Source organism: Mycobacterium sp. NGS11 (assembly GCF_059813315.1).
Genome location: NZ_JCALEJ010000004.1, coordinates 85,608 through 100,025, shown reverse-complemented (window position 1 = coordinate 100,025; position 14,418 = coordinate 85,608). Strand labels below are relative to the sequence as shown.

Here is a 14,418-nt window from a genome sequence, read left to right as displayed (position 1 = left end):
GACACGGGTGGAGGACAACCGGGCAGCGGGCGCTCGCCAGGCGCGTGACCTCGCCAGGGTCGCGTTCGCCCCGGCGGTGGTGGCGTTGGTCATCATCGCCGCGGTCACGCTGACCCAGTTGTTGATCGCCAACAGCGACATGACCGGCGCGCTGGGCGCCATTGCCAGCATGTGGCTGGGGGTGCACCAGGTACCGGTGTCGATCGGCGGCCGCGAACTCGGCGTGATGCCGCTGTTGCCGGTCCTGCTGATGATCTGGGCGACCGCGCGCAACACCGCGCGGGCCACCACGCCCCACTCGTCGTGGCTGGTCGTCCGCTGGGTCATCGCGTCGGCGCTGGGCGGTCCGCTGTTCTTGACGGCGATCGCCCTGGCGGTCATCCACGACGCGTCGTCGGTGATCACCGAGCTGCAGACGCCGAGCGCGCTGCGGGCGTTCCTCAGCGTGCTCGCGGTTCATGCCGCCGGCGCCGGGATCGGTGTGTGGTCCCGGGTGGGACCACGCGCGCTGGCGGCGTCGCCGCTGCCGTTCTGGCTGGGCGATTCCCTGCGTGCGGCCACCGCCGGTCTGCTCGCACTGCTCGGACTTTCCGGGCTGGTGACGGCGGGATCGCTGGTCGTGCACTGGTCGACCATGCAGGAGCTCTACGGCATCACCGATTCGATCTTCGGCGAATTCAGTCTCACCCTGTTGTCAATGTTGTACGCGCCCAACGTGATTGTGGGCACCGCGGCGATGGCCGTCGGGTCCAGCGCGCACATCGGGTTCGCGACATTCAGTTCGTTCACCGTGTTCGGTGGTGATATCCCGGCCCTGCCGGTGCTGGCCGCCGTCCCCAGGCCTCCGTTGGGGCCGGTCTGGGTGGCGCTGCTGATCATCGGCGCGTCGTCCGGGGTGGCGGTCGGTCAGCAATGCGCCCGGCGCGCGCTGCCGCCGCTGGCGGCCGCGGCCAAGCTGCTGATCGCCGCGGTCGCCGGGGCGCTGGTGATGTCCGTGCTCGCGTATGCCGGCAGCGGCCAGCTGGGCAACTTCGGCCACGTCGGCGTGGACCAGAGCGCGTTGTTCATCGGTGTCTTCTTCTGGTTCGCGGTCGTCGGCGGGGTCACGGTGGTGATGAGCGGTGGGGTCCGGCGTCGTCCTCGACAACCCAAGGCCAGACCGGCGCCGGCCGAGGAAGCGACGGCCGAGGACACGACGCCGGTGGACCCGGCCGACGAGGCGCCCACCGACGCAGTGGACTCGGGCGATCCCGGCGCCCGGGTCGAACCTGACGCGCCGGGCGAGTCTGCCGCAGCCGACGCGCCGGGCGGCGACGACGAGCCGCCCCTGGCCGAACCCGAGTCGGGGGCGACCGAGCGAGATTCGACGGACTAAGTCTTTTGCCCGCCTCGCAGCGACACCGTTGCGCGGGCGGGTGCGACACCGGCGATTGTCGCTCAGAGGTGGGCAATTCCCCTGCGGCCAGCCTCATCGTCACGGGGATGACGCCGACAGTAGGCTCGCCGATGTGGTCGAACCGCTCCATGTGCCCCCGAACGCACCGGCACGGGTAGTGGTACTGGCGTCGGGCACCGGGTCGCTGCTGAATTCCCTGTTGACGTCGGCCGTCGCGGACTATCCGGCCCGGGTGGTCGCCGTCGGCGCCGACCGCGACTGCCCGGCCATCGAGATCGCCGCGGCCGCGTCCGTGCCCGCATTCACCGTCCGACTCGGCGAGCACCCCAACCGCGACGCCTGGGACGCGGCGATGACGGAGGCCACCGCCGCGCACTCACCCGACCTGGTGGTCTCCGCCGGCTTCATGAAAATACTTGGGCCGCAATTCCTTTCGCGATTCCATGGCCGCATCATCAACACGCACCCGACGCTGCTGCCGGCGTTCGCGGGTGCGCACGGGGTGGCCGACGCGCTGGCCTACGGCGTGAAGCTCACAGGCTGTACGGTGCACCTGGTAGACGCCGGGACGGACACCGGGCCGATCCTGGCGCAGGAATCCGTTCCGGTGCTCGACGGCGACACCGAAGAGACCTTGCACGAACGCATCAAAGTCACCGAACGAAAGCTACTGGTGGACGTGGTGGGCGCGATCGCGACAGGCGGCCTGACCGTGGTCGGGAGAAAAGCGACGATCGGACGAAAGGCGATGAACCGATGAGCACCGACGACAGGCGCGAGGACGCCAAGCGGCCGATCCGGCGCGCCTTGATCAGCGTGTACGACAAGACGGGGCTGGCCGACCTCGCGCAGGGACTGGCGGGTGCGGGTGTGGAGATCGTCTCGACCGGATCCACCGCGAAGGTCATTGCGGACAAAGGCATTCCGGTAACCCGGGTCGAGGAGTTGACCGGTTTTCCCGAGGTTCTCGACGGCCGGGTCAAGACGCTGCATCCGCGCGTGCACGCGGGCCTGCTCGCCGACCTTCGCAAACCCGAGCACGCCGCCGCGCTCGAGGAGCTCGGCATTGCGGCGTTCGAGCTCGTCGTCGTCAACCTGTACCCCTTCACCGAGACCGTCGACTCCGGGGCCAGCATCGACGAATGCGTCGAACAGATCGACATCGGCGGGCCGTCGATGGTGCGGGCCGCGGCGAAAAACCATCCCAGCGTGGCGGTGATCACCGACCCCAGGGGCTACGACGGTGTGCTCGCCGCGGTACGCGAGGGCGGCTTCAGCCTCGCCGAGCGGAAAAAGCTGGCGTCGCTGGCGTTTCAGCACACGGCCGAATACGACATCGCGGTGGCGAGCTGGATGGAGTCGACGCTGGCCCCCGAACACCCGCCGACGACTTTCCCGAAGTGGCTGGGCCGCAGCTGGCGGCGCTCGGCGATGCTGCGCTATGGCGAGAACCCGCACCAGCAGGCCGCACTCTACAGCGACCCCGGCGCGTGGCCGGGGTTGGCGCAGGCAGAGCAGCTGCACGGAAAAGAGATGTCCTACAACAACTTCACCGATGCGGACGCGGCCTGGCGGGCCGCCTTCGATCACGAGCAGACCTGCGTGGCGATCATCAAGCACGCCAACCCGTGTGGGATCGCCATCTCGTCGGCATCGGTCGCGGACGCACACCGCAAGGCGCACGAATGCGATCCGCTGAGTGCGTTCGGCGGGGTCATCGCAGCCAACACCGAGGTCAGCCTGGAAATGGCCGAATACGTCAGCACCATCTTCACCGAGGTCATCGTGGCCCCCGCCTATGAGCCGGCCGCCCTGGAGGTGTTGACCCGCAAGAAGAACATCCGGGTTTTGGTGGGTTCGGAGCCGCTGAGCGGCGGGACCGAGCTGCGGCCGATCAGCGGCGGCCTGCTGGTGCAACAGCGCGACGAGCTGGACGCGCACGGCGACAACCCGGTCAATTGGACCCTGGCCACCGGCTCACCCGCTGACCCGGCGACGCTGGCCGACCTGGTGTTCGCCTGGCGCGTGTGTCGCGCTGTGAAATCGAACGCGATCGTAATCGCGGGCGGCGGCGCCACCATCGGCGTCGGCATGGGTCAGGTGAACCGGGTCGACGCGGCGCGACTGGCCGTCGAACGCGGCGGCGAGCGGGTGCGCGGTGCGGTGGCGGCCTCGGATGCGTTCTTCCCGTTCCCGGACGGACTGGAGACGCTGACCGGCGCGGGAGTGAAGGCGATCGTGCATCCCGGCGGATCGGTGCGCGACGACGAGGTGACCGCGGCGGCCACCAACGCGGGTATCACGCTGTATCTCACCGGGGCGCGTCACTTCGCGCATTAGTCACGGTGCCCGCAGCGACGCACGTGTCAATAAGCGTTCGGTGAACGCCCTTGGCATGACTCGTCTGACCCCGCGTCGTAGCGTGGAGTGGTGATGTCACCGAGCAACCTGCCCCGCACCGTCGGCGAGCTGCGCGCCGCCGGTCATCGTGAACGGGGAGTCAAACAGGAAATCCGCGAAAATCTGCTCGCACGCCTCGCCGAAGGCGGAGACGGTGAAGCCATCTGGCCGGGGATTCTGGGGTTCGACGACACCGTGTTGCCTCAGCTGGAACGGGCGCTGATCGCGGGCCACGACTTCGTTCTGCTCGGCGAACGGGGCCAGGGCAAGACCCGACTACTGCGCGCGCTGACCGGCTTGCTCGATGAGTGGACGCCGGTGATCGCCGGCGCCGAACTGGGCGAGCACCCCTTCTCACCGATTACGCCGGAGTCCATCCGCAAGGCCGCCACCCTGGGCGACGACCTGCCGGTCGAATGGAAGCACCGCAGCGAGCGCTACACCGAAAAGCTCGCCACCCCGGACACCAGCGTCGCCGACCTGGTCGGCGACATCGACCCGATCAAGGTCGCCGAGGGCCGCAGCCTCGGAGACCCGGAGACCATCGCGTACGGCCTGATACCGCGCGCCCACCGCGGCATCGTCGCGGTCAACGAACTGCCCGACCTCGCCGAGCGCATCCAGGTGTCGATGCTCAACGTGATGGAGGAGCGCGACATCCAGGTCCGCGGTTACACGTTGCGCCTGCCGCTGGACGTGTTGGTGGTCGCCAGCGCCAACCCCGAGGACTACACGAACCGCGGGCGCATCATCACTCCGCTCAAGGACCGTTTCGGCGCGGAGATCCGGACCCACTACCCGCTCGAGCTCGAAGCGGAAGTCGGTGTCATCGCGCAGGAAGCGCACCTGTCCGCCCAGGTTCCCGGCTATCTGATGCAGATAATCGCCCGGTTCGCCCGGTACCTGCGCGAGTCCAACTCCGTCGATCAACGCTCCGGGGTGTCGGCGCGGTTCGCCATCGCCGCCGCCGAGACGGTCGCCGCCGCCGCGCGACACCGCGGCGCGATGCTGGGGGAGACGGACCCGGTGGCCCGGGTCGTCGATCTGGGCACAGTGATCGACGTCCTGCGCGGCAAGCTCGAATTCGAATCCGGCGAGGAAGGCCGCGAACAGGCCGTGCTCGAACACCTGCTGCGCCGGGCGACCGCGGACACCGCGTCGCGAGTGTTGGGCGGCATCGACGTCGGATCGCTGGTGGCCGCGGTGGAGGGCGGTTCGGCGGTGACGACGGGCGAGCGGGTCTCGGCCAAGGATGTGCTGGCCGCGGTCCCGAGCCTGGCGGTGGTGGACAAGATTGCGGCCAAGCTGGGTGCGCAGTCGGAAGGCGAACGCGCCGCGGCGCTGGAATTGGCGCTCGAGGCGTTGTATCTGGCCAAGCGCATCGACAAGGTATCCGGGGAGGGCCAAACCGTCTATGGCTAGGTCTGATGGTGACGACCCGCAGCGCCCGGCTTCGCCGCGCCTGCGATCGTCACGAGGGCACTCCTCGCGTTACTCGGCGTACACCGGCGGGCCCGACCCCCTGGCCCCGCCGGTGGACCTGCGCGAGGCGCTCGAACAGATCGGCCAAGATGTCATGGCCGGCACGTCGCCACGCCGCGCGCTGTCCGAGCTGCTGCGTCGCGGCACCAAGAACATGCCGGGCGCGGATCGGCTGGCCGCCGAGGCTAACCGGAGACGACGGGAGCTGTTGCGGCGCAACAACTTAGACGGAACGCTGCAGGAGATCAAAAAACTTCTGGACGAGGCCGTGCTGGCCGAACGCAAGGAGCTGGCTCGCGCGCTTGACGACGACGCCCGCTTCGGCGAACTGCAACTGGACGCGCTGCCGTCGTCGCCGGCCAAGGCCGTCCAGGAGCTCTCCGACTACAACTGGCGCAGCGGCGAGGCCCGTGAAAAGTACGACCAGATCAAGGATCTGCTCGGCCGCGAGATGCTGGACCAACGCTTCGCGGGCATGAAGCAGGCGCTGGAGGGCGCCACCGACGAGGATCGTCAGCGAGTCAACGACATGCTCAACGACCTCAACGACCTGCTGGACAAGCACGCCCGCGGCGAGGACACCCAGCAAGACTTCGAAGACTTCATGGACTCCCACGGCGAGTTCTTTCCCGAGAACCCGCGCAACGTCGATGAGTTGCTGGACTCGCTGGCCAAGCGTGCCGCCGCCGCGCAGCGTTTTCGCAACAGCCTCAGCGCTGAGCAGCGCGCGGAGCTGGATGCCTTGGCGCAGCAAGCTTTTGGGTCACCAGCGCTGATGCAGGCGCTGGACCGGCTCGACGCGCACCTGCAGGCGGCGCGGCCGGGGGAGGACTGGAGCGGGTCCGAGCAGTTCTCCGGTGACAACCCGTTCGGGATGGGCGAGGGCACCCAGGCGCTGTCCGACATCGCCGAGCTGGAACAACTGGCCGAGCAACTGTCGCAGAGCTATCCGGGCGCCACCATGGACGACGTCGACCTGGATGCGCTGGCGCGTCAGCTCGGAGACGAGGCGGCCGTCGACGCCCGCGCCCTTGCGGAATTGGAACGCGCGCTGGTCAATCAGGGCTTTTTGGACCGCGGTTCCGACGGCCAGTGGCGGTTGTCGCCGAAGGCCATGCGTCGGCTCGGCGAGACGGCTTTGCGCGATGTGGCACAACAACTTTCCGGGCGCCGCGGCGAGCGCGACCATCGGCGCGCGGGAGCGGCCGGCGAACTCACCGGCGCCACCCGACCCTGGCAGTTCGGGGACACCGAACCGTGGAACATCTCCCGCACATTGACCAATGCCGTGCTGCGGCAAGCGGGAACTGCCACCCTGGACGGCCGCGACGGGCGGTTGAAGCTCACCGTCGACGACGTCGAGGTCTCCGAGACCGAGACACGCACGCAGGCCGCGGTCGCGCTGCTGGTCGACACCTCGTTCTCCATGGTGATGGAGAATCGCTGGCTGCCGATGAAGCAGACGGCACTGGCGCTCAACCATCTGGTGTGCACGCGTTTTCGTTCGGATGCCTTGCAGATCATCGCTTTTGGCCGATACGCCCGGACGGTGACCGCCGCGGAGCTCACCGGGCTCGAGGGCGTCTACGAGCAGGGCACCAACCTGCATCACGCGCTGGCGCTGGCCGGTCGGCATCTGCGCCGGCATCCCAACGCGCAGCCGGTGGTTTTGGTGGTGACCGACGGTGAGCCCACCGCGCACCTGGAGGACTTCGACGGCGACGGCACGACCGTGTTCTTCGATTACCCACCGCATCCGCGGACCATCGCGCACACCGTGCGCGGCTTCGACGAGATGGCGCGGCTGGGCGCCCAGATCACCATCTTCCGGCTGGGCAGCGACCCTGGTCTTGCCCGGTTCATCGACCAGGTCGCCCGACGCGTCGAGGGGCGGGTCGTGGTGCCCGATCTCGACGGCCTGGGAGCGGCCGTGGTCGGTGACTACCTGCGGTCTCGTCGTCGTTAGGCGCCTTGCAGACCGCGTCCGGGTAGGTGTGTCCTGGACTGGGTACAGGGATGTGAACGAGGAGGAGATGCATGAGTCAGGTTCCGACGATCGAGCTCAATGACGGTGTCAGCATTCCGCAGCTGGGTTTCGGCGTGTTCCAGATCAAGCCCGACGAGACCGCCGCGGCGGTCAAGAAGGCCCTCGAGATCGGATACCGCCACATCGACACGGCCGAGATGTACGGCAACGAAAAGCAAGTCGCACAAGGCATTCGCGACGCGGGTCTCGACCGCGGTGACGTCTTCGTCACCAGCAAGCTCAACAACGGATTCCACAAGCCGGACGATGCGCGTCGCGCATTCGACGAGACGCTGAAGAAGCTGGATTCCGACTACGTCGACCTGTTCCTCATCCACTGGCCGCTGCCCACGCTCTACGACGGCGACTTCGTCTCGACCTGGAAGGTCTTCGAGGAGTTCGCGCGCGACGGACGCGCTCGCAGCATCGGTGTCTCGAATTTCCAAGTGGCACACCTGCAACGGCTGGCCAACGACACCGACACCGTCCCGTCGGTCAACCAGGTCGAGCTGCATCCCTACTTCGGCAACGACGAAGTCCGGGCCTATGGGCGCGAGCATGGCATCGCCACCGAGGCGTGGGCACCCATCGCGCAGGGCAAGGTGCTCGACGATCCGGTGATCAAGCGCGTCGCCGAGGCCCGCGGTAAAACCTCCGCGCAGGTGGTGCTGCGCTGGCACATTCAGCGCGGCGACATCGTCTTCCCGAAATCGGTGACACCCGAACGGGTGAAAGAAAACTTCGAACTGTTCGACTTCGAGCTGGACGACTCCGACATGGACGCGATCGACGCGCTGGACAAGGGTGAATCGGGACGCAACGGCCCCAACCCCGACACTTTCGATTACGTGCCCGACTAGAACGTTTCGCTAGCCGCGTGGCCGCCGGGCCTTGCGGATGATGCCGACCCCGCCCCACAGCGAGAAGCCGCGAATGTGGACGGTCGGCGCGCCGGGCGTGCCCTGCCCGAGCACGGCGCGGTCGAAGTTGCCCATCACGCCGCGGCCGTGCACCTCGACGTTGACCTCCGGCGGCAGCAAAATGTTCTGCACACCCATGATCGACATCGCATGAATGTCGACCTCGGTCGAGGTGAAGTCGGCGTAGCGCAGATCGACCACCCCGCTGCCCCACAGCGTGAAGGTGGTGAGCTTTTTCGGGACGTTCCATCGTCCGCGGCGCTCGAAGCCGCTCATCAACGCCAGCAGCAGCGTCGACGGCGCCGGATTCAGCTTGCCGCCGCGGCGCGGGCTGATCGGCGTCCCCGGCAGATCGGCCCGCAGTTGATCCAGTTCTTCATATGTCGTCGCCGCGTAAGCCCTGGTCAAACGGTCTTCGTAGTCGTTGAGCTGCAGGCGGCCCTGTTCGGCCGCGTACGCGAGCAGCTGCGCAGTCTGGATGCGATCGGTATCGCCCGCGCGCGGCGGCTCGCCGCGCGTGTCCTCCGCATCCCGTTGCGTTGAGTTGCTCATCACCCACGAGCCTACGACGTCCAGGTTTTGCCGCAAGAGGATTGGCTAAACTGCAACGTTGCGCCCGCCCGGGCCACGCCGCCGGCCGTCCGGCCGGACCCCCTGTTTGACATCTGGCTAACTTCTCGGTGGCTGACCGGCCCAGTTGGGCGGACGCTTCTCCAAGAACGCCAGCATGCCTTCGCGGGCTTCGTCGGACACGAACAGTCGGGCGGATTCCTCGGCGAGCCGCTCGGCGTCGCGGTCGAACCCATCCAGCACCGCGGCCGTGGTCAGTGCCTTGGAGGCCGCGAGGCCCTGAGGCGATCCCCGGCCGATTTCGGAGACCAGTTTGCCGACTGCGGCGTCGACGTCCTCGGCGGCCTCGGTGATCAACCCGATCTCGGCCGCCTGGGTGGCGCCGAACTTCTCACCGGTCAGGTAGTAGCGCGCCGCGGCCCGGGGCGACAGCTTCGGCAGCAGCGTCAACGAGATGATGGCCGGGGCGACGCCGATCCGGGCCTCGGTGAGCGCGAAGGTGCTGCTGGGGCCGGCGACGGCGATGTCGGCCGCGGCGACCAGTCCCATGCCGCCGGCGCGAACGTGGCCGTCGACCGCGACGATCACCGGCAGCGGCGCCTCGACGATCGCACGCAACAGTTGGGCCATCTCCTTCGAGCGCTGGGCGGTCGCCTCGGCGGGATCGCTGCTCGAGGTTCCTTCAGAGAGATCCGCGCCCGCGCAGAACGTGTTGCCGGTGTGGCCGAGCACCACGACGCGCACGGCGGGATCGGCCGCCGCGTCGCGCAGCCCTTGGTGAAGCTGATTGACCAAGGTCGTCGACAGCGCGTTGCGGTTGTGCGGGGAATTCAGGGTCAGCCGCGCAACGTACCCGTCGGCGGTGTATTCGACGAGGGTGGCCATCAGTAGCTTCGGGGCAGGCCCAGCGATGTCTGCGCGACGAAGTTCAGCACCATCTCGCGGCTGACCGGAGCGATGCGGCCCAGCCGGGCCGAGGCCAGCATGGCCGCCACACCGTATTCCTTGGTCAGCCCGTTGCCGCCCATCGACTGCACCGCCTGGTCCACCGACCGCGTAGCCGCCTCGGCCGCAGCGTATTTGGCCATGTTCGCGGCCTCGGCCGCGCCCATGTCGTTGCCGGAATCGTAGAGGGTGGCGGCCTTCTGCAACATCAGCTTGGCCAGCTCGACTTCGATGTGGCACTGTGCCAACGGATGTGACAGGCCCTGGTGCGCGCCGATCGGGGTGCCCCACACCTGGCGGGTCTTGACGTAGTCGGCGGCCCGACTCAGGGCGAAGCGTCCCATCCCGACGGAGCTCGCCGCGCCCATGATGCGTTCCGGGTTGAGACCGGCGAAAAGCTGTGCGATAGCGGCATCTTCGGCGCCGACCAGTGCGTCGCCGGGCAGCCGGACGTCGTCGAGGAAGACCTGGAACTGGCGTTCGGGGCTGATCAGTTCCATTTCTATCGGGGTGTAGCTGAAGCCGGGCGCGTCGGTGGGCACGACGAACAGCGCGGGGCGTAACTTGCCGGTCTTGGCCTCCTCGGTGCGTGCCACCACCAGTACCGCCTGCGCCTGGTCGATACCCGAGATGTAGACCTTCTGGCCCTTGAGGATCCAGTCGCTGCCGTCCCGGCGGGCGGTCGTGGTGATCTTGTGCGAGTTGGAGCCGGCGTCCGGCTCGGTGATGGCGAACGCCATCGTCAGCGTGCCGTCAGCGATGCCGGGAATCCAGCGCTTCTTCTGCTCCTCGGTGCCGAACTTGCTGATGATGGTGCCGTTGATGGCGGGCGAGACGACCATCAGCAGCAGCGCGCTACCCGCGGCCGCCATTTCCTCCATGACCAACGACAGCTCGTACATGCCGGCGCCGCCACCGCCGTACTCCTCTGGCAGGTTCACCCCGAGGAAGCCGAGTTTGCCTGCCTCCGACCACAATTCGTCGGTGTGCTCCTGGGCACGGGCCTTGCGCAGGTAGTACTCGCTGCCGTAATTGGCTGCCCACGCAGCCACCGACTTGCGAAGGGCCTGACGCTCCTCGCTCTCGATGAAGCTGGTGTCGGTCATGCTGGATCTCCTTCTGATTGCGGCGCTTCCACTCTTGCCAGCACAGCGCCAACTTCGACTTGCTGACCGGTCTTGACATTGAGTTCGGCGAGAACCCCGTCGACCGGGGCGGCGATGGTGTGTTCCATCTTCATGGCCTCCAGCCAGATCAAGGGCTGTCCGGCGGTGACCGCCTCGCCGATCGCGGCACCAAGCCTGATGACGCTGCCGGGCATCGGGGCGACCAGTGAGCCCTTTTCGACGGTCGAACCCGGCTCGGGGAAACGGGGCAGCGCGATCAGGTGCACCGGCCCGAGGGCGGAATCGACGTAGACATCGGAATCATAGCGGCGCACCGAGAAGCTGTGGTCGACGCCGTCGGCCCGCAGGACCACGTCATTGGCCGTGGCCGACACCAGCTGCACCGACGGGTCTTCGGGCAGTACCAAACCGGTTCTGGTGAAACGGTATTGAACCCGAAGCTCGTCAGCCTGCTCGTCGCGGTAGTCCTTGACCTGGTGCCCCGATGACAGGTTTCGCCAGCCGCTGGGAACGGCGCTCAGCACCGGCGCGGTAGCGCGGTTGTGCGCGGCGTCGGCGAGTGCGGCTGCGACGGCGGACAGCCGGATCACGGCGGCGTCGCCCAGTGGCGCCGCCAACCGCGCCAGGTCATGGGTGTCGAAAAACGCTGTGTCGGTGGCGCCGTCGAGGAACGCCGGATGCCGCAGCACATTCACCAGAAGATCGCGATTGGTGCGCACGCCGTGCACGCGGGCGCGGGCCAACGCGTCGGCGAGAACCAGCGACGCCTGACGGCGCGTGGGGGCGTAGGAGATGACCTTGGCCAGCATCGGGTCGTAGTGGATGGAGACGGTGAACCCGTCGACGATGCCCGAATCCAGCCGGATCCCGGTCCGGTGCCCCAGCGAGCTGAACTCAGCCCGGACGGAAGGCATCTCGAACGCGCGCATCAAACCGGCCTGTGGCTGCCAGTTCTTGGCAGGGTCCTCGGCGTAGAGCCGGGCCTCGATCGAATGTCCCTGCGCGGCAGGGGGTTGCGCGCCGAGGCGAGCGCCGTCCGCGACGGCGAGCTGCAGCTCGACGAGATCGAGGCCGGTGGTCTCTTCGGTGACCGGGTGTTCGACCTGCAGCCTGGTGTTCATCTCCAGGAAGTAGAACTCGCCGTCGTCGTCGGCCAGGAACTCCACCGTCCCTGCCCCGGTGTAGCCGATGGCCTCGGCGGCCAACCGGGCCGCGTCGAACAGCTTGGCGCGCATGCCAACTGTGCGCTCCACCAACGGCGACGGAGCCTCCTCGATGATCTTCTGGTGCCGGCGCTGAATCGAGCATTCGCGTTCGCCGACCGCCCACACGGTGCCGTGGGCGTCGGCCATGACCTGAACCTCGATGTGGTGTCCGGTCGGCAGGTAGCGCTCGCAGAACACGGTCGGGTCCCCGAAGGCGGACTGCGCTTCCCGGCTCGCCCCGGCGACTTCGCCGGCGAGCGCGGACAATTCCCGAACCACGCGCATGCCGCGACCACCGCCGCCCGCGGAGGCCTTGACCAGAACCGGCAACTGCGCCTCGGTGACGGTGTCGGGGTCGAGCTCGTCGAGCACCGGAACCCCGGCGGCGGCCATCAGTTTCTTGGACTCGATCTTGGAGCCCATCGCCCGCACGGCGGCCACCGGGGGTCCGACCCACGTCAGTCCGGCGTCCTGGACGGCGGCCGCGAAGTCGGCGTTCTCCGAGAGGAACCCGTAACCGGGGTGTATCGCGTCGGCACCGGCGGCGCGGGCCGCGGCGATGAGGGTGTCGGCGTTGAGGTAGTCGTTGGTCTTGTCCAGCCGCACCCGGGCATCGGCCTCGGCGACGTGCGGTGCGCCCGCGTCGGGGTCGGTGTAGACGGCGACGGTGCCCAAGCCGAGCCGGCGGCAGGTGGCGAACACCCGCCGGGCGATCTCACCGCGGTTGGCGACCAGAACTCGAGTAACCATGGGGCTCACATCCGGAAGACGCCGAAATTCGACGTCCCCTTGATCGGGCCATTAGCGATGGCGGACAGACACATTCCCAATACGGTGCGGGTATCTCGCGGGTCGATCACCCCGTCGTCGTAGAGCATCCCGGACAACACCAGCGGCAGCGACTCGGCTTCGATCTGCCCCTCGACCGCGGCCCGCATCGCCGCGTCGGCCTCCTCGTCGACCTGCTGGCCGCGCGCCTGGGCGGCCGCCCGGGCCACGATCGACAGCACGCCCGACAGCTGGGCGCCGCCCATCACCGCGGACTTCGACGTCGGCCAGGCGAAGAGGAACCGCGGGTCGTAGGCGCGGCCGCACATGCCGTAGTGGCCCGCGCCGTAGGAGGCGCCGATCAGCAGCGAGATGTGCGGGACGGTCGAGTTGGACACGGCGTTGATCATCATCGAGCCGTGCTTGATCATCCCGCCCTCTTCGTAGTCCTTGCCCACCATGTAGCCGGTGGTGTTGTGCAAGAACAACAGTGGCGTGTCGGAGCGGTTGGCCAACTGGATGAACTGGGTGGCCTTCTGGGACTCCTCGCTGAACAACACGCCGCGCGCATTGGCCAGGATGCCGATCGGATAGCCGTGCAGTTGGGCCCAGCCCGTCACCAGCGAGGCCCCGTACAGCGGCTTGAATTCGTCGAATTCGGAGCCGTCGACGATGCGGGCGATCACTTCGCGGGGATCGAACGGGATGCGCAGATCCGCCGGCACGATGCCGATGAGTTCCTCGGTATCGAACAACGGCGCGGTGACCGGTTTGGGTTTCGGCCCCTGTTTGGCCCAGTTCAACCGGGCGACGACGCGACGCCCGATCCGGATCGCGTCGAGCTCGTCGACGGCGAAGTAATCGGCCAAACCCGAGACGCGGGCATGCATTTCGGCGCCGCCGAGCGATTCGTCGTCGGACTCCTCACCGGTGGCCATCTTCACCAGCGGGGGGCCCGCGAGGAAGACCTTCGATCGTTCCTTGATCATCACCACGTGGTCGGACATGCCCGGGACGTATGCGCCGCCCGCGGTGGAGTTGCCGAACACCAACGCGATGGTGGGGATGCCGGCCGCGGAAAGCCGCGTCAGATCGCGGAACATCCGTCCGCCGGGAATGAAGATTTCCTTCTGCGTGGGCAGGTCCGCACCCCCGGACTCCACCAGGGAGATCACCGGAAGCCGGTTCTCGAAAGCGATCTGATTGGCCCGCAGGATCTTTTTCAGGGTCCACGGATTGCTGGTGCCGCCTTTGACCGTCGGGTCATTGGCGACGATCATGCATTCGACACCTTCGACCACGCCGATGCCGGTGACCGTGCTGGCGCCGACCTTGAATGCGCTGCCCCAGGCGGCCAGCGGGCTGAGTTCCAAGAACGGCGAATCCTGATCGACCAACAACTCGATGCGTTCGCGGGCCGTCAGCTTGCCGCGGTCATGATGGCGCTCAACGTATTTGGCCCCACCACCGGCCAGGGCGTTGGCGAACTCATTGTCGATTTCCCCGAGTTTCGTCAACGCGGCCGCCGCCGCGTCGGTGAAGGCGGTGGCCTCCGCGTCGAGCGTGGACTGCAGCACGG

11 protein-coding genes are annotated in these 14,418 nt (G+C 67.8%); 6 read left to right on the top strand and 5 right to left on the bottom strand.

Annotated elements, in window-relative coordinates:
- Positions 1–7: 7 nt before the first annotated feature.
- The 6 genes from AC5Y4T_RS07260 (at position 8) to AC5Y4T_RS07235 (ending at position 8,164) form a co-directional block, all read left to right on the top strand.
- Positions 8–1,375 (top strand): cell division protein PerM, encoded by a 1,368-nt coding sequence (locus AC5Y4T_RS07260; RefSeq protein WP_499952541.1) that lies wholly within the window; start codon positions 8–10, stop codon positions 1,373–1,375.
- A gap of 133 nt (positions 1,376–1,508) precedes the next feature.
- On the top strand, positions 1,509–2,156 hold the full coding sequence (gene purN / locus AC5Y4T_RS07255; protein ID WP_499952540.1) for a phosphoribosylglycinamide formyltransferase: 648 nt from the start codon (positions 1,509–1,511) through the stop codon (positions 2,154–2,156).
- Positions 2,153–3,736 carry a bifunctional phosphoribosylaminoimidazolecarboxamide formyltransferase/IMP cyclohydrolase gene (gene purH, locus AC5Y4T_RS07250; RefSeq protein WP_499918477.1) on the top strand — a complete coding sequence of 528 codons (1,584 nt, stop codon included), beginning with the start codon at positions 2,153–2,155 and terminating at the stop codon, positions 3,734–3,736. The genes purN and purH overlap by 4 nt, the downstream gene beginning before the upstream one ends.
- A 93-nt stretch (positions 3,737–3,829) precedes the next feature.
- Positions 3,830–5,218 (top strand): sigma 54-interacting transcriptional regulator, encoded by a 1,389-nt coding sequence (locus AC5Y4T_RS07245; RefSeq protein ID WP_499950898.1) that lies wholly within the window; start codon positions 3,830–3,832, stop codon positions 5,216–5,218.
- Positions 5,211–7,244, top strand: a complete 2,034-nt coding sequence (locus AC5Y4T_RS07240; RefSeq protein WP_499950893.1) for a vWA domain-containing protein — start codon at positions 5,211–5,213, stop codon at positions 7,242–7,244. The genes AC5Y4T_RS07245 and AC5Y4T_RS07240 overlap by 8 nt, the downstream gene beginning before the upstream one ends.
- A gap of 71 nt (positions 7,245–7,315) precedes the next feature.
- Entirely contained in the window at positions 7,316–8,164 is an 849-nt protein-coding gene (locus tag AC5Y4T_RS07235) for an aldo/keto reductase (protein ID WP_499952539.1), read from the top strand.
- Positions 8,165–8,173: 9 nt separating this feature from the next.
- Here AC5Y4T_RS07235 and AC5Y4T_RS07230 read toward each other — a convergent pair whose 3' ends face one another.
- The 5 genes from AC5Y4T_RS07230 to AC5Y4T_RS07210 all read right to left on the bottom strand — a co-directional run bounded on the left by AC5Y4T_RS07230 (position 8,174) and on the right by AC5Y4T_RS07210 (position 14,416).
- Positions 8,174–8,776, bottom strand: coding sequence for a DUF1707 SHOCT-like domain-containing protein (locus AC5Y4T_RS07230; protein WP_499918474.1), 603 nt, complete (start codon positions 8,774–8,776; stop codon positions 8,174–8,176).
- 117 nt (positions 8,777–8,893) lie between these two features.
- Entirely contained in the window at positions 8,894–9,679 is a 786-nt protein-coding gene (locus AC5Y4T_RS07225; RefSeq protein WP_499952538.1) for an enoyl-CoA hydratase family protein, read from the bottom strand.
- Positions 9,679–10,845, bottom strand: coding sequence for an acyl-CoA dehydrogenase family protein (locus AC5Y4T_RS07220; RefSeq protein ID WP_499918472.1), 1,167 nt, complete (start codon positions 10,843–10,845; stop codon positions 9,679–9,681). The genes AC5Y4T_RS07225 and AC5Y4T_RS07220 overlap by 1 nt, the downstream gene beginning before the upstream one ends.
- Entirely contained in the window at positions 10,842–12,821 is a 1,980-nt protein-coding gene (locus AC5Y4T_RS07215) for an acetyl/propionyl/methylcrotonyl-CoA carboxylase subunit alpha (RefSeq protein ID WP_499952537.1), read from the bottom strand. The genes AC5Y4T_RS07220 and AC5Y4T_RS07215 overlap by 4 nt, the downstream gene beginning before the upstream one ends.
- 5 nt (positions 12,822–12,826) lie before the next feature.
- A complete protein-coding gene (locus AC5Y4T_RS07210) occupies positions 12,827–14,416 on the bottom strand; it encodes an acyl-CoA carboxylase subunit beta (protein WP_499952675.1) in 1,590 nt (529 codons plus the stop codon).
- Positions 14,417–14,418: the final 2 nt, after the last annotated feature.

Coding starts and splice junctions, on each gene's coding strand:
- purH (WP_499918477.1), top strand. CDS start 2,153: ATGAGCACCGACGACAGGCGCGAGGACGCCAAGCGGCCGATCCGGCGC.
- AC5Y4T_RS07245 (WP_499950898.1), top strand. CDS start 3,830: ATGTCACCGAGCAACCTGCCCCGCACCGTCGGCGAGCTGCGCGCCGCC.
- AC5Y4T_RS07240 (WP_499950893.1), top strand. CDS start 5,211: ATGGCTAGGTCTGATGGTGACGACCCGCAGCGCCCGGCTTCGCCGCGC.
- AC5Y4T_RS07235 (WP_499952539.1), top strand. CDS start 7,316: ATGAGTCAGGTTCCGACGATCGAGCTCAATGACGGTGTCAGCATTCCG.
- AC5Y4T_RS07230 (WP_499918474.1), bottom strand. CDS start 8,776: ATGAGCAACTCAACGCAACGGGATGCGGAGGACACGCGCGGCGAGCCG.
- AC5Y4T_RS07225 (WP_499952538.1), bottom strand. CDS start 9,679: ATGGCCACCCTCGTCGAATACACCGCCGACGGGTACGTTGCGCGGCTG.
- AC5Y4T_RS07220 (WP_499918472.1), bottom strand. CDS start 10,845: ATGACCGACACCAGCTTCATCGAGAGCGAGGAGCGTCAGGCCCTTCGC.
- AC5Y4T_RS07215 (WP_499952537.1), bottom strand. CDS start 12,821: ATGGTTACTCGAGTTCTGGTCGCCAACCGCGGTGAGATCGCCCGGCGG.